We start from the raw sequence: 16,079 nt of genomic DNA on the forward strand, positions 1-16,079 counted from the left end.
TGAGGTGTACGCATGGCATTATGGACAATGATTCTCCGCAAGATGGCAAATAACAAATGGCTGCAGTTGAATTTATGGTTTGGTCTTACCGTTTGTGTAGCTCTGTTCAGCTCAATGCCGCTTTATTCGGATGCCATCTTGCAGAGGACTTTGCAGAAGGAACTTCAGATGGTTCAAAGCAAGAACTCCGAGTATCCGGGTTATGTGCGGGTCAGCACATCGGTCTCCTCTTCCAAGATAGATCAGAAAACAGTAGAGGCGATTGGACGTGCGGACCGATTCATACAATCGATTCCTGAGCGCATGGGGCTGGAGGATCTATCTTTTTATCAACAGCGCTTCACCCAGAAAATGAAGGTATATGGAGCGGATGCATCGGAGCAGGAAATCAAGACACAGAAGACGACAGGCGGCTTCAAGTCACTGTCTGATATGGAAAAGCGGGTTCGTCTCATTGATGGCCGGATGCCGGTTGACCGTTCGGATGGTCTGTTTGAAGCGCTGGTAACGCAAAAGTTTCTTAACTCTACCAAGCGCGATCTGGGAGAGGAGCTTCTGGCAGAATCGGCGGATAAGCAATTGTTTCGAGTCATTCCTGTTGGGATTATTGATACGGACCCGTCAGCAGATCCGTACCTGCCTTTTTTGGTGACAGATGAACCAGACGGTTTTATGATACCCTTCCAGCAATTCGAGCGCGAATTCATTACGAAGGATGGCAAAGTAAGGGTATCCGATCTGGAATGGCGTTATGCAATGGACTATAAGCAGATGAGTATTGATAAGATCGAGGAATTTAATGAAGCCAACCGGGCGATCCGAAGCTACTTCCGCGGACGACTTGGTTCGGCAGAGGTTAATATTCCTGCGAATGAAACCATTGCTTCCTATCAAGGCAAGAAAGAAAAGCTTGATGTCATGATGCTGTCGCTGTATTCCCCCGTTATGCTCATGCTGGCATTCTATTTGTTTATGGCGGCTAATCTCGTAATTGAGAGGCAGAAAACGGAAATATCCGTGCTGCGAAGCCGCGGAGCCAGCCGGCTGCAGATCATGACTGCGTATACCTTGGAAAGCATGCTGCTTGGTGCAAGCGCACTTGCGGCTGGTCCGTTTATTGGGGTTACCTTTACCAAAGTGCTCGGGGCATCCAACGGATTCCTTGAATTTGTTCAGCGCTCGGCACTGGAGGTCAGTCTTAACAGCAGTGCATACAAAGTCGCTGTTACAGCAGTAGTTGGAGCCATTGTACTTATCTTGATACCGGCTTTTTTGGCGACCAGGGTATCGATTGTAAGTCACAAGCAGCAGGCGGCAAGGCTTACCAAGATGTCCTTTTGGCATAAGACGGGCATCGATATTGTACTTGTCGGTCTGGCATTATATCTACTCTATAATTTCAATAACCGGCAGGAGGATTTGAAGCGTCTGGCGCTGGATTCAGATGCCCTGCAGGTGGATCCGCTGCTGTTCCTGATGCCTGCTCTCTTCGCGTTAGGGGCCGGACTATTGGTACTTCGAATTTATCCATGGTTTATCCTGCTTGTTTATTGGGCGGGACGCAGGTGGTGGCCGCCAGCACTATACAACACGCTTATACAAATCAGCCGTTCATCAAGGCAGTATCTAACGATTAAAGTGTTTCTTGTGCTGACGGTGTCTACCGGCTTGTTCAGTGCCAATGCAGCCCGGACGATTAACGATAATATGGAAAGTAAAATCCAATATAACATTGGGGCAGACATAACCTTGACCACCCGCTGGGAAAGCGATGCACCTCCGCCAAGCCTGCAGGGGGGAGAGCCTCAGACACAGGCGGCGCAAGGCACGGGTGACAAACGGGTGCAATATACCGAGCCGCCGTTTCAGCCATTCCAAAATCTGAAAGGCATAGAAGCATCAGCTAAGGTATTCCGGAAGGATGGGGCAAGATTTAGTGCAGGCAGCAAAAATACATCCGGAGCAACTACTCTGGTAGGCGTCGACACCATGGCATTTGGTCAAACCGCATGGATGAAAGATGGTCTGCTGGATCATCCGATCAACAGTTATTTGAATCTGATAGCAACTAATCCGAAGGCCGTATTAATCTCGCGGTCGTTGGCAGACGCATCCAAGGTGAAACCTGGAGATCCGATTCGTATTTATTGGGATGGATTAGATGAGGCCATATTTACCGTTTACGGCATTATCGATTATTGGCCGGGCTGGAATCCACTGCCAGTTACCGCGGATGGAGAGGAGAAGGCCTCCAAGCCTAATCTAATCGTGGGCAATCTGAGCACCATTCAGAACAGGCTGGCTGTTGAACCATATGAGGTATGGCTTAAGCTGAAGGATGGCATTTCCAGCCAATCCATTTATGATCAGCTGACCACAGCCAAAATCAATGTTACCGGACTTCAAGATGCAAAGCAGGAGCTGATCACGTCCAGGAACGATCCGTTCCGCATGGCGATTAATGGCGTCATGACGCTGGGCTTTGTAATCTCCATGCTGATCAGCTTCTTTGGATTTCTTTTATTCTGGGTTCTGGCCTTGTCAGGCAGAACGCTGCAGTATGGTGTTCTTCGGGCGATGGGGATTCCGTTCCCACAAATTATCGGTATGCTGCTCAGTGAGCAGCTGCTTACCTCCGGCGCAGCAGTTATTATCGGTGTGCTGATCGGCAACATGACGAGTGAACTATTCGTACCCTTATTCGAAATGTCATTTGCAACGGCAGAGCAGGTTCCGCCATTCGAGATTGTATATAAGCTAAGCGATTATGTGCAGCTGTACACCATTATTGGCCTGACACTAACCATAGGTCTGCTTATTCTTGGATATCGGTTGTCTAGGACCAAAATTGCTCAAGCCTTAAAGCTGGGGGAGGAGTAAAGCATGATCAGATGCGAGGAACTTGTGAAAATCTACAAAACGGCCGATCTCGAGGTTGTTGCTCTTCAAGGGCTGGATATGCAGGTGAACGATGGAGAGTTAATGGCGATTATCGGCAATTCAGGAAGCGGGAAATCTACGCTGCTGAATATGCTGGGCGGATTAGATAAGCCGTCTGCAGGCAAGTTGTTTGTTGATGGTAAGGATTTGCTTTCGTTCGGTGAAAAGGAGCTTGTGAACTATAAGCGTGAAACGGTTGGTTTCGTATGGCAGAATAATGCCCGCAATCTGATTCCTTACCTGACCGCACTAGAGAATGTGGAGCTTCCTGTTCTCCTGAAGGGCAGAAGGTGCAGGGCGCGTGCCATCGAACTGCTTGAGGCAGTAGGTCTTGGCCATCGGTTTAAAAATAAGCTCAGTGAGCTGTCTGGCGGCGAGCAACAGCGGGTCGCTATCGCCATCGCATTGGCAAACGAGCCTAGGCTTCTTCTTGCAGATGAACCAACAGGTTCACTGGATACGAAGACCTCCGATCAGGTACTAGATCTGTTCCGTACCCTGAATCAGACGATGGGGATAACGATTGTGATCGTCACACATGATCCGCTGCTCGCCCGTAAGGTAGACCGGGTTGTCCAAATCAGGGATGGTAAAACCTCTGCTGAAATGATCCGCAGAGAATCCTATGCCGATGAGCTGGCAAGGCTTGATGCCGAGGATGCGATGTCTGGTCAGCAGGAGAGCCACATTGAGTACGCCGTGCTGGACAAAGCTGGCCGGCTTCAAATTCCGGCTGGCTATCTGGACGCAGATGGTTTCAAGGACAGCAATAAGGTGCGGGTGGAGATGGAGGAAGGCCGTATTATCCTCTATCCGCAGGAAATGATGCCATGATCCGCCCCGTAAGGGGTGTTTATATGGAATATTCAAAAAAAAGGGAAAAGTGAGGTGTATTAATGTTAATGAAGAAACTTGGATGGAAGCGTTCACTATCAGGCGTTTTGGCCGCTGTTGTAATGCTCGTGTCTTTGTCGCTTAGCGTACTGCCGAAACAAGCAGGGGCGGAAGCGGGAACAGAGCGAATGGCAACGGACTTTGAGGATGGCACGATTCAAGGATGGACTGGACGCGGGGGGAATGAAGTGCTGACTGCTTCGGAGCTTGCGGCCCACTCAGGTGCATACGGACTGCAGGTAACAGGAAGGTCGCAAAGCTGGAATGGTCCACAGCTGGATGTGACCTCCATTATGGCGGAAGGAAAAACCTATGTGCTTACCGCATGGGTCAAGCTTCCGGCAGGATCAGCAGCCTCATCCGTATCGATGACTGTACAGCGTACAACTGATGGCACGACTAATTATGAAGGGGTCAATGCCGGGAATGCAACTGCGGACGGCTGGGTGAAGCTTAGCGGTCAATATCTATTGAAGCAGCCGGTTCAGAGTCTCTCTGTTTATTTTGAAGCATCAGCAAACCCTACATTGGACTTCTATGTCGATGATTTCTCCATTGAGAGGCTTCCGGATCCGGAGCCGATTGTCATTGAGCAGAATATTCCTTCTCTCAAAGACGTATTTGCCGATGATTTCAAACTCGGTACAGCTATTCTCGTTAATGAGATTGAAGAGCAGAGCGGACCCGATGCACAGCTGATTAAGAAGCATTTCAACAGCTTAACGGCTGGCAATGAGCTGAAATGGGATGCTACGGAGCCACAGGAAGGTCAGTTCAACTTTACACGTTCGGATAAAATCGTTGATTTTGCCGTTGAGAATGGTATTGCCATGCGTGGTCATACGCTGATCTGGCATTCTCAAACCCCGAACTGGGTGTTCTACGATGAGAATGGTAACCTTGCAAGCAAAGAGCTGCTGTTTGCTAGGATGAAACGTCATATTGAGACTGTGGTTGGACGGTATAAGGGCAAGATCTACGCATGGGATGTTGTTAATGAAGTACTTGAGCCAGGTGATAATCAGCCGGGCGGTCTCCGCAACAGCTTATGGTATAAGATTGCAGGTGAAGAGTTTATTGAGAAGGCATTCGAGTATGCGCATGAAGCAGATCCGGATGCGAAGCTCTTTATCAATGATTACAATACGAATATACCGGATAAGCGGCAGGATTTGCATGACTTGATTAAGAGGCTGAAAGATAAAGGCATTCCTGTTGACGGCGTTGGTCATCAGACACATATCGGCATTGAAAATCCACAGGTTCAAGAGCTTGATGATATGATTCAAGCCTTTACTGATCTGAACATTGAACAGCAGATTACAGAGCTTGATATGAGTGTATACACCAATGACAATGATGCCTATGAGACATTCCCGCTAGACCTGCAGATTAAGCAGGCGAAAAGGTATAAGGAAATATTCGATGTGTTCAGAAAACATGCGGATCAGTTAACGGCTGTTATTTTCTGGGGCAAGGATGATCTGAATACTTGGCTGCGAACCTTCCCAGTCGACCGCAACAACTGGCCGCTGTTGTTTGATGAGCGGCTTCAAGCGAAATATGCTTATTGGGCATTGGCAGACCCGAGCAAGCTGCCTGTGGACATTCAAAATACAACAGCAGCGAATGCAGGTGCTGACATTGATGGTAAGCTGGAGGATGCTTGGAGCAAGGCTTCTGCCGTATCCATATTAAACGAAGGTGCAGCTGTAGCGAAGTTCAAGACCTTATGGGATACAGACCATCTTTATATTACAGTTGATGTATCGGATGCGAGCACAAACGGAAATGATGCAGTAGAAGTATTCATTGATGGCAATAACGGTAAGACAACAGCATACGAAGCGGATGACAAGAAATATACCTTCCGCCGGAGTGGAGCAAATCCCGGTAAGCCTGCTGCTTATAAAGTGATTAAGCTTACTGATGGATACCGGATTGAAGCAGCCATTCCGGTTGATCATGCATCGCTAAACGATAAGCTTGGATTTGATGTTCGTATTTTAGATAAGGCTGGCAGCACAGTAAAGAATACTTCATGGAACGATAGAACGGGTTCACAGGATACGGATACATCCAAATATGGCGTATTAACCTTAATTCAGGGGCCACAATATTCAGAAGCTCTGATGGGTGCGCCAGTTATAGACGGCAATATGGATTCCCTATGGAGCAAGGCAAATATTGTAACAACTGACCGCTGGGTACAAGGAACCAATGGGTCAAAAGCAAAGGTTAGAACGCTGTGGGACGCAGGACGTTTATACGTTCTCGCGGAAGTGACGGATTCACTGCTATCCAAGCAAAGTCCTAATGTGTGGGAGCAGGATTCACTAGAGATATTTGTTGATCAGAACAAAGCGGCGACTGCCAGCTATCAAGCAGATGACGGTCAATATCGGATCAACTTTGATAATCAGCAAAGCGTAAATCCGGTGGCGCTTGGTGGAAATCTGGTATCTGCAGTGAAACAAACGGCGAACGGTTATGTCGTAGAAGCTTCAATTAAATGGAACGGAACACCACCGGCAGCCGGGGACATCATCGGCTTTGATGTTCAGGTAAATAACGATGAAGACGGCGACGGGGACCGTGACAGTGTGGCGATATGGAATGACCGTTCCGGTCTATCCTACACGAATACTTCCGGCTTTGGACTACTGAAGCTGGGTGGGCAATAAAGCAGAACGGAGTAACGATCGCAACAAAGAAAACCGGTTAAAGTTCGGGACTTATGGATAAGTCCAAAGCTTTAGCCGGTTTATTTTTTATGACTGCAAGCGCTTTCCAAAAAGACATTTCGAACTATGCAATAACCGTGCTTTGCTTGCGATACTCATTAGCGCTTGCGCCGGTGTATTCCTTGAACTTCTTATAGAACCAGTCAATTTCCGTATATCCGACTTCATTGGCAATCTCATAGATTCGCATGTCTGTTCTTTCAAGCAGAATTTTTGCCTTCTCCATTCGCTGCTGAAGAAGATACTCGTTAAACGACATATTCTCCTGGTCTTTGAACTTCTGGCCAAGATAGGCACAGTTGAAATGCAGCAGGCTGGAGATTTTTTTTAAGGTAATGTTTTGATGTAACTGCTCCTGTACATATTGTTTGACGAGGTCAATGATGGACGGATTCAGATTTTTTTTCTTCTCATAACTTAAGGTTATCCGATGGGAGTGAACAGATTGAGCGTCAAGCTCTTTCTTCACCTTACGCAGGCTGGCAGCCAGATCCTCCGGTTGTACGGGATCCGCAATGTAATCGCTTACCTGAAAGGCCATCGCTTTCCGCAGCAGCTGGAAATCATGACTGCCTCCAAGAAGAATAATAGGTACCCGGCTATACTCACGGATCCGTTCACAGAGCAGCATGCCGCTGGACTGCGAGTGTTTAAGATCTATTAGAACAAGGTCAACTGACAGTGTACTGAGTATGTCTTGAATGTCAGAGAGAGAATACGCGTCGGCTTGGAGCATGAAGCCATGCTGCTCCCAATGAAACATAAGTCGGGTTTCTTCTCTGGAATAACGGTCAGGTTGAACTAGCAACGCCTTATACATAGGCTGAACCTCCCTTTCTAAGGAATCGTCTCTGACGGATTATGGTTTTTATTATTGTTCATTCAGTGGACAGGTGACAATGTGCATTTCTTTATCCATCATCCATTTGTTTACTTCTTGGTTTAATAGCTGGCTGACAATCCGCGTTATTCCTCAAAACCTATAAATTGACAGGTCATTGACCTATTTAAAGGCAGGTTGTTGGTCAGAAATGTAAGCGCTACACTTTTCCCTGTAAACCAAATTAGGGGGGACCAATGTGAAAGTAAAAAAGACGGTTATGATGCTTTCGACTTTGATGTTAGCTGCTTCATTAACGGCATGCAGCAGTAGCAGCGGCAGTAATGGTAACGGGAACAGCAATGCTAACAACACAGATGCGACGGCAAGCAATAATGCAGCCGCCTCTAATAACGCCGCAGCATCAAATAATGCCGGGAACGCTGAAGAGGATCCTTCATCGCCTGAGATGGACTTCGACATGGGCGGCAGAACAATCAAGGTTGTATCCTGGTGGGATATGACGATTGGGGAAGACAATCCGGACAATATCCAGCGTAAGAAGAACCTGGAGGAGCTTGAGAAGAAGCATAACTTCAAGATGGAATTCATTGCGGTTGACTACGGCGAATACCAGCAAAAAGTTGTTGCATCCCTGCTTGCTGGTGAGCCCCTTGGCGATATTGTGAGATTGGGTAAAAACTACACCATTCCGACCTTGGTGCAGCAAGACCTGCTATGGCCGGTTGATGAATATACGAAAAACACAAAAGTATTTAATCCAAAGGCTACAGAGTTTATGTCCTACAATGGCCGCGGTTACGCCTTCACTGAAGGTCAAGGTAACTTGATTACCGGTATTTTCTATAACCGTACTCTCCTTAACAAGCTTGGTATTAAGTCTCCCCAAGATTATGTGAAAGAGGACAACTGGAACTGGGATACATTCACTCAAGTAGCTAAAGATGCGAACAAAGATACGAATAATGACGGAAAGCTGGATACATGGGGACTAGCGTCAGGCGGATTTATGGATCCAGCTCTTGTATCCAATGAAACGAGCCTAACCAATGGAGATAAGCAAAATCTGGACGATCCAAAAACCGTTGAGGTATTTAATTTCCTCTCCAAACTGGCGACAGAGAAAGTGGCCCGCCCAACAGAAGGCGGCGACTGGACAGAACCAGGTCAATTCTTCCGTCAAGGCAATACGCTTATGTATGCCGGTGCTATGTATGAAATTGGCGGCTTGAAAACGGATATGAAGGACTACGATATCGGCTTTGTGCCATTCCCTAAAGGTCCAAGTGCTACGGCATACCATTCCTCTGAGGGTGCATTCCAAGCTCTGACCATTCCGAAGAGTGTAGAGAATCCTGATCAGCTGGTATATATCTGGGAAAAAATCAATGATATCGATTCGATCTACGACTATGCGGATCAAGCATCGCTTGAGAGCAACTTCACGGATGAGAACGATATCCAAAACGCCCGTGATGCAGGCGCAGGCATGCTGGTGCTGGACAGCGGCACATTCCCTAAATTCCCTTACTACGAAATGATTGGTGAGCTGACCTCTGGCAACTCGGTATCTACTGTCATCGACACGTATAAAGCACCGGCTCAAGCCGCAATTGACGAGGTTTACAAAAAGTAACAATTGAAGTTAATGCCGACAGTCCCCATTTCGAATATGGCAATGGGGACTGTTGCTAAAGTGAAATCTCTTGCCGCAGGAGGGGAGAAGAGTTGAGTAACAAAAGAAGAAAGCGCTACGGAATTGCCGTACTGGTTCTACTCGTATTTTTTTTGTCCATTTGGACTTTCTACCCTTCGGGTCAGCTGCATAACGGACGTGCTCAGGCGATGGGCGGATTTCAGGCGATTACAGATACGGATGATAAAGGCGGTTATAACGAGTATTTAAAAAGTTATTCTGCTGATGACAGACCTTCTCAAGTCATTCGTATAGAAGGCGAAAGCTTCGCTGAGAGCGATGGAGAAGGGTTTGAGGTGGACGATCATCCGGAAGGATTGAACGGAAAAGCAGTCATTACGCCAGATGCCGGCTCGATCAGCTGGAACGTTCCTATTGAGCAAGCCGGACTCTATAATCTTCGGATTCACTATTATCCAATTGAGGGGAAAAGCTCAGCCATTGAACGCAAGCTCACGATTAATGATGAGCAGCCGTTTACAGGAGCAGAAGATCTGTTGTTTGACCGGTTATGGGGCAACCGTGATGCCAAGATCGAAAGAGATGACCGGGGAAATGATCTTCGTCCAAGGCAGATTGAGAAGCCGGCTTGGCAGCTCAAGCCATTGATGGACAGTGAAGGTTATTATGCAGAGCCCTATTTATTCCATTTCGACAAGGGGACACAGAAGCTTACGCTGACGGCTTCCCGAGAGCCGATGGCCATCGACTATATCGAGCTGTATCAGGATCAAGCCATCAAGTCCTATGAGGACTTAAAGAAGGATTATGAAGCGGAAGGCTTAAAGCCTGCCAAGGATCAATCTATGATGATTCAAGCGGAGGACGCGATGCTAAAATCATCTCCTACGCTATATCCATTGTCTGACAAGTCAAGCCCTGCCGTTATTCCGTATGATGTGTCCAAGATCCGGATTAACGCAATCGGCGGCGTGAACTGGAAGCTGCCGGGGCAGTGGATGGAGTGGGAAGTGGATGTACAACAGGATGGATTATATCAGATTGCTTTAAAAAGAAAACAGGATCAGCTTCGTGGTGTATTCAGCACACGCAGTCTGATGATTGATGGCGAATATCCGTTTAAAGAAATGAAGCAGATTCCGTTTAATTTCGATATGGACTGGAAAATGGACGTCATGGGCGGTGATGAGCCTTATTTGTTCCATTTGACGAAAGGCAAGCACATGCTTCGTTTGTCCGTATCCCTGGGCGAGATCGCTCCGCTGCTACAGACGATTGAATCAAGCGTCCTGCAGCTTAATGAGATATACAGAAAGATTCTGATCATTACCTCCAATTCGCCTGATCCGTACCGTGATTATCAGCTCGAGAAGCGGATTCCGGAGATGACAGAGGTGTTCAAGACGCAGGCAGCTACGATAAAGAGTGTTGCCGATTATCTCGAACAAACAACAGGCGAGCAAAGCGATAAAGTAGCGGTTCTCCATACGATGGTGACTCAGCTTGAGGAGATGGCTGCAAAGCCTGAAACGGTTGCTAAACGGCTGACCGCTTTCAAGATTAATGTCGGCGGACTTGGTACTTGGATATTGAATGTCAGAGTACAGCCGCTTACGCTGGACTATTTAGTCGTATCTTCCCCTGAAGCAGAGCTTCCGCGGGCAAGTGCAACCTTTTTCCAAAAGGTTAAGCATGAGCTTGGAGGACTGATTGCTTCTTACACGGAGGACTACGACAGCATCGGCAATACAAAGAAAAGCGACAAGTCAATCACCGTATGGATTACGACCGGCCGGGATCAGGCGCAAGTATTAAAGAGCCTGATCGATGAGAGCTTCACGCCGGAGTCGAAAATATCCGTGAAGCTAAGGCTTGTTCCGGCTAATATTCTGCTTCCTGCGACGCTAGCTGATGAGGGACCTGATGTTGCCATGCAGATTGGGGAAGATGTGCCGGTCAACTATGCGATGAGGAAAGCTTCAGCGGATTTGTCCGAATTCCCTGACTTCAAAGAAGTTGCCTCCAGGTTCAACGACAGCGCTTTGGTTCCTTATAAATACAGCAATGGCGTATACGCCTTGCCGGAGCAGCAGACCTTCCCGATGCTCTTCTACCGGAAAGACGTGCTGGCAGAGCTTGGATTAACACCACCTCAAACCTGGCAGGAAGTATACAATATGATTTCCGTGCTGCAGAAGCATAATATGGAATTCTGGCTTCCAATCGACGACGTAAAGAATAATGCGAATCTGATACCGAACACAACTTTCTCGATGATGCTCTATCAGAATAACGGTAAGTTCTATACCGATGATGACAAGAAAAGCGCACTCGATTCGGACATTTCCATGGAAGTTTTCAAGAAATGGACGCAGTTCTATACCAACTATAAGTTTCCGCTGATTGCGGATTTCCCGAACCGGTTCCGTACCGGCGAGATGCCGATTGGGATTGCGGATTATACGACTTACAACAACTTGACGGTAATGGCGCCTGAGATTAAGGGGCTATGGGACTTTACGATGGTGCCGGGGACGGAAATGCCTGACGGTACGGTAAATCATGAAGTGGCCAGCCATACAACCGCTGTGATGATGCTGGAGAATGCCAAGGATAAGGATGCGTCATGGGAGTTCATGAAATGGTGGACCAGCAAGGAGACACAAATTGCATACGGCCGCGAGATGGAAGGACTGCTCGGAGAAGCCGCTCGTTATCCGACCGCTAATATTGAAGCACTCGAAGAATTACCATGGCCAGTCAAGGATTATCAGAACCTCCAAAGCCAGTGGCAATGGGTGGAAGGAATTCCTCAGGTTCCGGGCGGCTATTTCACCGGACGCCATCTGGATAATGCCTTCCGGAAAGTAGTCAACGGCAGTGAGAATCCTCGTGAAGCCTTATCGGATTATCTCTTGTATATCAATGATGAAATCGCAATTAAGCGAAAAGAATTTAAATTACCGAACTAGCTTGGGGGTGAATTCCGATGCCTGAAACGAGTCAAACCGTAATCGTGCCTGTGCCTGATCTCATTAAGCAGCCAGTCAAGGTATCAAGATTGGCGCAAACGTTCCAAGAGATCAAGAAAAACAAGCACTATTATATCCTGATGAGCCCTTACATGATTATTTTCACCCTGTTTACCATTATTCCGGTTGTATTCTCGATCTGTCTCAGTTTTTTCTATTTCAATATGCTCGAATTCCCAAGGTTCGTAGGATGGGACAATTATTCCAGGCTGTTTCTGAATGATGATGTCTTTATGATTGCCTTGCGGAATACCTTCATGTTCGCTGTCATTACAGGACCAATCAGCTATCTCGCCTGCTTCCTATTTGCCTGGATTATTAATGAGCTGTCTCCGAAAATCCGGGCGATTATGACTTTGATTTTTTATGCTCCATCAATTGCAGGAAATGTGTATTTCATATGGCTGATCGTATTTTCAGGAGACCGTTACGGTTACTTGAATGGTTTCCTGATCAAATTCGGCTTTATTCTGGAGCCGATCCAATGGCTTACGAACGAGAATTATATTCTGACCATCGTTATTATCGTTCAGTTGTGGCTGAGCCTTGGTACCAGCTTCCTTGCGTTTATCGCAGGGCTTCAGACGATTGATCGAACACTTATAGAAGCAGGCGCAGTTGACGGAATCCGGAACCGTTGGCAGGAGCTGTGGTTCATTACGCTTCCATCGATGAGGCCGCAGCTGTTATTCGGCGCAGTTCTTCAAATTACTGCTTCGTTCGCCGTAGCGGATGTTTCCATCGCGCTGGCGGGCTTCCCAAGTGTTAACTACGCAGCGCACACAATTGTCACACATCTGATGGATTATGGCACAATCCGCTTTGAGATGGGTTATGCCTCGGCCATTGCAACCGTTCTATTCCTGATTATGGTGGGTGCCAATAAGCTGACCCAGAAATTGCTTAGAAAGGTCGGTGAGTGACGTTGAACAGTTGGACGGCGGTTTTCCGTATTCAGAAAAAACTTAACCGGTCCCTTACCGTCAGTTTTTTACTCTTCCTGCTTCTTGCCGTGTTCGGCCTGTTTATGGCCATTCCGCTAGTCTACGCAGTGAACAATGCCTTCAAACCGCTGGATGAGTTGTTTATCTTCCCGCCTAGGGTAATGGTAAACAATCCGACGCTGGATAATTTCTTTGACTTATTTGCTCTAATGGGTAATTCCTGGGTTCCATTGTCCCGCTATATCGCTAATACGCTGGTTATTACGCTTGTGGGAACCTTTGGGCATATTCTTCTTGCATCAGCAGCAGCTTATCCGCTTGCCAAGCATAAGTTTCCAGGCTCCCAGATCATTTTCTCGACCGTAGTCTTGTCACTGATGTTCTCTGGCACGGTTACAGCCATCCCAAACTATATGATGATGTCTTGGCTGGGCTGGATTAACACGCATTTATCAATTATTGTTCCATCGCTTGCTTTCCCACTGGGGCTATTCCTAATGAAGCAGTTCATGGAACAGATCCCGGATGCGTTAGTGGAAGCTGCCAAGATTGATGGAGCAAGCGAGTACCGGATCTATTGGCAGATTGTGATGCCCAATGTAAAGCCTGCATGGCTCACCCTTATGATTTTGCAATTCCCTATGCTGTGGGGCTCTGACGGGGGCAACTTTATCTACAGTGAAAATCTCAAGACGCTTCATTACGCATTGGGACAAATATCTGCCGGAGGAATTGCCAGGGCTGGCGTTGGGGCTGCCGTTGCGCTCATTCTGATGGTCGTTCCAATCACGCTCTTCATCATATCCCAGAGCAGTGTCATCCAGACGATGGCCACTTCCGGGATGAAAGAGTAGAAGGGAGCCAAAGCATGATGTGGGTACAGAAAAAAATATACCTCCTCATTGCCCTATGCTGCTTAGTGGGTATAGGCGCAGGAGGAACAATGGTTCAGGCGGCGGATGGCGCAGAATCCTATAACTATTCTTATTGGGGGTTAACTACCGTTGCTCCAGCAGCCTATCAGGCAAATGTTTTGTGGAACGGTGAAAGTATAGGAGCAGGAGCTTTCAAAGAGCCAAGCGATTTTCATGTGACAGAGGATCAACAAATCTATGTGCTTGATTCAGGCAATAACCGAGTTGTCGTGCTGGATAACAAGTTCCAGCAAGTACAGACGATCAGTTCGTTTGTCCATGGCGGCAAAGAAGAGACCTTTAATAATCCCCAAGGATTGTTCGTTACCGGCAATAAGCAGCTTGTAGTAGCAGACACCGGCAATAAACGGATTGTCCAGCTTGATCAGAGCAATAATCTGATAAAAGTTATTGAAGCTCCAAAGTCAGATATGCTGAACGAGAAATTTGATTTTCAGCCGGTACGGGTTGTTGTTGATAAGGCGCAGCGGATTTATGTCATGTCCACTGGCGTGTACGACGGATTTATGGAATTTAGTCCGGACGGCACGTTTACTTCGTTCGTTGGAGCGAACAAGGTCTTCTTTAATCCGACGGATTATTTATGGAAGATGCTATCGACCAAAGCACAGAAAAGCCAGATGGTCATGTTTACGCCAACCGAATTTACGAATCTGGACATCGACCAGGAAGGCTTTATTTATGCAACGAACGGTCAGGAAAGCGGGAATGTCAAAAAACTGAATGCCCAGGGCAATGATATCTTACGGAGAAACGGATACTTTGCCCCCGAAGGTGACATTCGCTATAGGACTGCTGATGGACCATCCCGATTAATCGATATTGACGTAGGTGACAGCGAGATTTTCTCCATTCTGGACGGCAAACGGGGCAGAATTTTTACTTACGACGGAGATGGCCATTTGTTGTATGTGTTCGGCGGAATGGGCAATCAAATGGGGCAATTCAATACGCCGGTGGCTATTGAGCGACTTGGCGATGAATTCCTCGTGCTTGATAAAGCACTTGGTGAGATTACTGTATTCCAGACAACCGAGTACGGCCGCACGCTTAATGAAGCTGTCAGAGCTTATTACAATGGTGATGAAGATAAAGCCTATAGCTTGTATCAGCAGACAATCAACATGAACTCCAATCTGGAATTTGCGTATGCGGGGATTGGTAAGTCACTGCTGCGTCAAGGCGATTATCACGAAGCCATGAAATATTTCAAGGAGAGTATGGATCAGAAGGATTATTCCAAGGCCTTCCTGCTTTACCGCAAAGAAGTGCTCCGCGAGTATTTCCCCGGAATCATGACAGGCGTTCTTCTAGTCATTGTTTGTTGGTTCGGGATCAGCAAGTACCGGAAACGGAAAGGGGTGAAGAAGGTTGCCTTCATGGAACAGTGAGCTGTACAAATATCCGTTATATTTGATTCTGCATCCCTTTAATGGCTTCTGGGAATTGAAATATGAACGCAGTCGGAAGATGAATCTGGTCATCTCCTTGGTCATCTTGTTCCTGCTGATCGTCATGAAGATTATGAAGACCCAGTACAGCGGATTTCTTGTCAACATTGTATATCCGGACAGTATTAACAGTCTGATGGAGACGTTATATGTCGTGGTGCCTGTCCTGTTCTGGTGTGTAGCGAATTGGTCGCTGACAACCTTAATGGACGGGGAAGGCAAATTTGTCGATATCTTTACCTCGACTTGCTTTGCCTTGGTACCCCTCCTGGTCATTCAATTGCCATGGATCGGGCTGAGTAACCTCATTTCGCTGGAAGAGGTATCTTTCTATCAATTTTTCAATAGTTTGTCTGTACTCTGGTGCGCCTATCTCCTGTTTGTCGGCAATATGACAGTACAGCAATATTCACCGTCGAAGACAATCGGAACCATTATTCTCACTATTGTGGCCATGGCGTTTATGGCTTTCTTATGCTTATTATTCTTTAGTTTGATTCAGCAGATGATCGCTTTCGTACAAGTCATTCACCAGGAAATCGTGCTTAGGCGTTAGCAGCGCTTTCGAAGCAAGAATTGCTTCACAATTCTTTTGAGCTTACGAAGTATGAATCATCACAATGGCCTGAAGCTGGCCATTG

Annotated in this window: 10 protein-coding genes; 9 read left to right on the forward strand and 1 reads right to left on the reverse strand. The window is 47.1% G+C overall.

Going from position 1 to position 16,079, the window contains the following annotated elements; all coding sequences use genetic code 11:
* Window positions 1-12 precede the first annotated feature (12 nt).
* The 3 genes from FHS17_RS06135 (at window position 13) to FHS17_RS06145 (ending at window position 6,518) form a co-directional block, all read left to right on the forward strand.
* The gene (locus FHS17_RS06135) at window positions 13-2,880 is read left to right on the forward strand and encodes an ABC transporter permease (protein WP_167276691.1); all 2,868 of its coding nucleotides are present in this window, start codon (window positions 13-15) and stop codon (window positions 2,878-2,880) included.
* Window positions 2,881-2,883: 3 nt separating this feature from the next.
* Window positions 2,884-3,774 carry an ABC transporter ATP-binding protein gene (locus FHS17_RS06140; protein WP_167276695.1) on the forward strand — a complete coding sequence of 297 codons (891 nt, stop codon included), beginning with the start codon at window positions 2,884-2,886 and terminating at the stop codon, window positions 3,772-3,774.
* Between the two features lie 68 nt (window positions 3,775-3,842).
* A complete protein-coding gene (locus tag FHS17_RS06145) occupies window positions 3,843-6,518 on the forward strand; it encodes an endo-1,4-beta-xylanase (protein ID WP_167276699.1) in 2,676 nt (891 codons plus the stop codon).
* A gap of 124 nt (window positions 6,519-6,642) precedes the next feature.
* On the opposite strand, the gene FHS17_RS06150 is transcribed toward FHS17_RS06145, so the two are convergent.
* Window positions 6,643-7,398 (reverse strand): helix-turn-helix transcriptional regulator, encoded by a 756-nt coding sequence (locus FHS17_RS06150; protein ID WP_167276703.1) that lies wholly within the window; start codon window positions 7,396-7,398, stop codon window positions 6,643-6,645.
* A gap of 259 nt (window positions 7,399-7,657) precedes the next feature.
* Between FHS17_RS06150 and FHS17_RS06155 the strand changes: the two genes are divergently transcribed.
* The 6 genes from FHS17_RS06155 (at window position 7,658) to FHS17_RS06180 (ending at window position 15,994) form a co-directional block, all read left to right on the forward strand.
* The gene (locus FHS17_RS06155; RefSeq protein WP_341805782.1) at window positions 7,658-9,055 is read left to right on the forward strand and encodes an ABC transporter substrate-binding protein; all 1,398 of its coding nucleotides are present in this window, start codon (window positions 7,658-7,660) and stop codon (window positions 9,053-9,055) included.
* Between the two features lie 92 nt (window positions 9,056-9,147).
* Window positions 9,148-12,048, forward strand: a complete 2,901-nt coding sequence (locus FHS17_RS06160; protein ID WP_167276706.1) for an extracellular solute-binding protein — start codon at window positions 9,148-9,150, stop codon at window positions 12,046-12,048.
* 17 nt (window positions 12,049-12,065) lie between these two features.
* On the forward strand, window positions 12,066-13,031 hold the full coding sequence (locus FHS17_RS06165; protein WP_167276710.1) for a carbohydrate ABC transporter permease: 966 nt from the start codon (window positions 12,066-12,068) through the stop codon (window positions 13,029-13,031).
* Window positions 13,028-13,906 (forward strand): ABC transporter permease subunit, encoded by an 879-nt coding sequence (locus FHS17_RS06170; protein WP_167276714.1) that lies wholly within the window; start codon window positions 13,028-13,030, stop codon window positions 13,904-13,906. Before FHS17_RS06165 ends, FHS17_RS06170 begins: the two co-directional genes overlap by 4 nt.
* Window positions 13,907-13,995: 89 nt before the next feature.
* Window positions 13,996-15,378, forward strand: a complete 1,383-nt coding sequence (locus FHS17_RS06175) for a hypothetical protein (protein ID WP_415639855.1) — start codon at window positions 13,996-13,998, stop codon at window positions 15,376-15,378.
* Window positions 15,359-15,994 carry a YIP1 family protein gene (locus tag FHS17_RS06180; protein WP_167276722.1) on the forward strand — a complete coding sequence of 212 codons (636 nt, stop codon included), beginning with the start codon at window positions 15,359-15,361 and terminating at the stop codon, window positions 15,992-15,994. Before FHS17_RS06175 ends, FHS17_RS06180 begins: the two co-directional genes overlap by 20 nt.
* Window positions 15,995-16,079: the final 85 nt, after the last annotated feature.

Source organism: Paenibacillus lupini, from assembly GCF_011761355.1.
Classification (GTDB): domain Bacteria; phylum Bacillota; class Bacilli; order Paenibacillales; family Paenibacillaceae; genus Pristimantibacillus; species Pristimantibacillus lupini.

Excerpts from the sequence above, each read along its gene's own strand:
- FHS17_RS06135 (WP_167276691.1), top strand. The coding sequence starts at position 13 with ATGGCATTATGGACAATGATTCTCCGCAAGATGGCAAATAACAAATGG.
- FHS17_RS06140 (WP_167276695.1), top strand. The coding sequence starts at position 2,884 with ATGATCAGATGCGAGGAACTTGTGAAAATCTACAAAACGGCCGATCTC.
- FHS17_RS06145 (WP_167276699.1), top strand. The coding sequence starts at position 3,843 with ATGAAGAAACTTGGATGGAAGCGTTCACTATCAGGCGTTTTGGCCGCT.
- FHS17_RS06150 (WP_167276703.1), bottom strand. The coding sequence starts at position 7,398 with ATGTATAAGGCGTTGCTAGTTCAACCTGACCGTTATTCCAGAGAAGAA.
- FHS17_RS06165 (WP_167276710.1), top strand. The coding sequence starts at position 12,066 with ATGCCTGAAACGAGTCAAACCGTAATCGTGCCTGTGCCTGATCTCATT.
- FHS17_RS06175 (WP_415639855.1), top strand. The coding sequence starts at position 13,996 with ATGGTTCAGGCGGCGGATGGCGCAGAATCCTATAACTATTCTTATTGG.